We start from the raw sequence: 2,467 nt of genomic DNA on the forward strand, positions 1-2,467 counted from the left end.
ACGGGGTCGTAGGTCCAGTTGGAGGATTCGGTGTCGACGAAGATGATGCGGGCGTCGGGGTAGCCGGTGTCGTCGTCGGACCACATGTAGAAGTCGCCGAACGGCCCGTCGGGGTCGGTCCGCGACGCCTGGAACCAGGGGTGCTGGTCCGAGGTGTGGTTCATCACCAGATCCGCGATCACACGAATGCCCCGCGCGTGCGCCTGCTCGATCAGCTCGACGAAGTCCCCGAGTTCCCCGAAGTCGGGCAGGATGCTGGTGTATTCGGCGATGTCGTAGCCGCCGTCTTTGAGCGGTGACTGGTAGATGGGCAGCAGCCAGAGGCAGTCCACGCCGAGCCATTGCAGATGGTCCAGCTTGGAGATCAGCCCGCGCAGGTCGCCGTACCCGTCGTTGTTGGAATCGGCGAAGCCCCGGACCGACACCTCGTAGAACACCGCCGTCTTGAACCAGTCCGGCGTGCGGGGAGTGTCCTCGTCGAACGGGTCCGGGATGGGGCCGGCGGCCGGTCCCACGGCCGGCCTGGGGGCCCCCGCCCGGTGCCCGGCGCCGGTGCCCGGCGCGGTCACCCCGTCGTCGCCCAGGTCCGGTCGGGTGCTGCGGGTGAAGTTCTTCGGCTGGCCGTCCATGGTCACCCCGGGTGTGTTGGAGACGTCTAGATCAGCAATTCCCTCCGGCCCGTCCAGGTGTGTGCGCGACAGGCAACCATCCGTAAAAGGTTCAGTACGGTCCGTGACCGTGGGGCCGGTTTCGGGGTCGAGCGGCGCCGCCCCGCCGTGCGAACGCGCCCATGACCGGGGTAGATCGCGCGGGTCCGCGGGCCGTCCGAGAGCGCCGCCGCCCGCCGGGAAGGTCATCGCCCGGTCGCGGCCGGGCAGCGCGCGGAAAAGCAGCGCAAAATAACGGCGATTCCCGGCCTGTCGAGTGGCGCGGGGCGCCGTGAATACTTGCCGCGCGACGGTTGTGTCATGTCCGTGTTTTTAGGTTCGTCGCTTTTTCTGTCGCAACCCTCGGGTAGGTCATTTCCAACCTCAGAACCCGTCAGGTCGGCGGGTTCTGCTCAGTTCGGACGGAATGCGTCCGTCCAGAAGCGATCGGAGGGACAGTGGAGCGCTGGGAGAAGTCGCCATCGGTCGTACCGACGCGGGATGACCTCGTGGCCCGGCTGCGCGTCCGTTTCGCCGACATTCCGGTGGAGCGCGTGCGGCGCTGCGTGGACGACCTGTGGTGCTGCTGCGCCCATCTGGGGGTGCGGCCCGAGGAACGGACCATCGAGCGCCTCGCGGCGTCCCGGCTCACGGGCGTCGTGCGGGGCGGCCGCCCGCCCTATCCGGACGAGCGGCCGGGGTCCAGACCGCCCGGCCACCTGACCGCCCCGCCCCGGCCCGCCCGCGCGGCGGCCCGAACTCCGATCGGGATGTGACAGATGAAGGACACGGCGGTGCCGGGTCTGAGCACCGAGACCCGGCGAGGGTTCCTCGTGCTCAGCCTCCCGGCGCAGATCAGCTGGCAGAACTACGCGGGGATCCGGGAGGAGGTGAGCAAGGCGCTGTCCCTCGCCTGCGCGGGCGTGCGGGGAACACCGCGCGGCGGGGTCGTGGTCGACTTCGGTGACGCGGTCCTGCTGGACGCGGCCGGGCTCGTCCTGATGGCACGGGCCGAGACGCGCGCGCAGCTGCTCGGCTGCCCGCTGCGGGCCGTCGTGCCGGCCCTTTCGGCGCACGTCCGACGGGCGCTTCACCTCACCGGGCTGGACCGGCTCGTCCCGGTGTTCGCCGACGTCGGGTCGGCGACGGCCGCGCCCGTCCCGGAGGCGCCGCCGGGGGAGGCCGACACCACGCACGTGCTCGACGCGATCCGCGCGCTGCATCCGGGGGACGCCGGCCTCACCCCGACACCGCCCGCCCCGTCCGAGCTGATGATCACCACGACCGCGGCCGGCGACGGCGACCACACCGTCGTGCACCTGTCCGGAGTGCTGGACGAGGTGACCGTGCCGCGGCTCGGGGAGACGCTGACCAGGCTGGTCGAGGGCGACCTGCGGCACCTGATGGTGCGGATGCACGACCGGCTCGGCGTGCGCTGCGACCCGCTGCCGATCCTGCTCGGCATCCGCTGGCGCGTCGCCGCCGAGGGCGGCTGCCTGGCGCTGCCGGCGCTGCCGGCCAGGCTCCGCGAGATCATCGACCGCGAGGGCCTCGGCTCGGTGTTCACCGGCTGCCGGTCCATCGAGGACCGCGCGCTCAGCGGCGCCGGGGCCGGCTAGCTCCGCCGCCCCGCCCGCCACCGGCCCGCACACGTCCGTTCTCCTGGAACGTGAAGACGTGTGCGGGCTTGGTGCGCGGGTCGAGTCGGACGTAGTTGGCCTTCGTCCAGGTGTAGGTGGTGCCGTCGAGTTGGTCGGTGAGGGTGTGGGGTTGGTCGGGGTCGTCGGGGAGGCCGAGGGCGGGGAGGTCGAGGTGGACGG

The 2,467-nt window shown here is 71.6% G+C and carries 4 protein-coding genes; 2 read left to right on the forward strand and 2 right to left on the reverse strand.

The genetic code is table 11. The features are described from left to right. A partial coding sequence (locus AB0H37_RS44965) for an alpha-amylase family glycosyl hydrolase (RefSeq protein WP_360618851.1) occupies positions 1-629 on the reverse strand: 629 nt, incomplete at its 3' end. Positions 630-1,105: 476 nt separating this feature from the next. Here AB0H37_RS44965 and AB0H37_RS44970 point away from each other — a divergent pair. Then, positions 1,106-1,423 carry a hypothetical protein gene (locus tag AB0H37_RS44970; protein WP_089312109.1) on the forward strand — a complete coding sequence of 106 codons (318 nt, stop codon included), beginning with the start codon at positions 1,106-1,108 and terminating at the stop codon, positions 1,421-1,423. Positions 1,424-1,426: 3 nt separating this feature from the next. Next, on the forward strand, positions 1,427-2,266 hold the full coding sequence (locus AB0H37_RS44975; RefSeq protein ID WP_329088902.1) for an STAS domain-containing protein: 840 nt from the start codon (positions 1,427-1,429) through the stop codon (positions 2,264-2,266). On the opposite strand, the gene AB0H37_RS44980 is transcribed toward AB0H37_RS44975, so the two are convergent. After that, the coding region (locus AB0H37_RS44980) for a hypothetical protein (protein WP_360618850.1) at positions 2,244-2,467 on the reverse strand (224 nt) is incomplete at its 5' end. The genes AB0H37_RS44975 and AB0H37_RS44980 overlap by 23 nt on opposite strands.

Source organism: Actinomadura sp. NPDC023710, assembly GCF_040639875.1.
Classification (GTDB): domain Bacteria; phylum Actinomycetota; class Actinomycetes; order Streptosporangiales; family Streptosporangiaceae; genus Spirillospora; species Spirillospora citrea.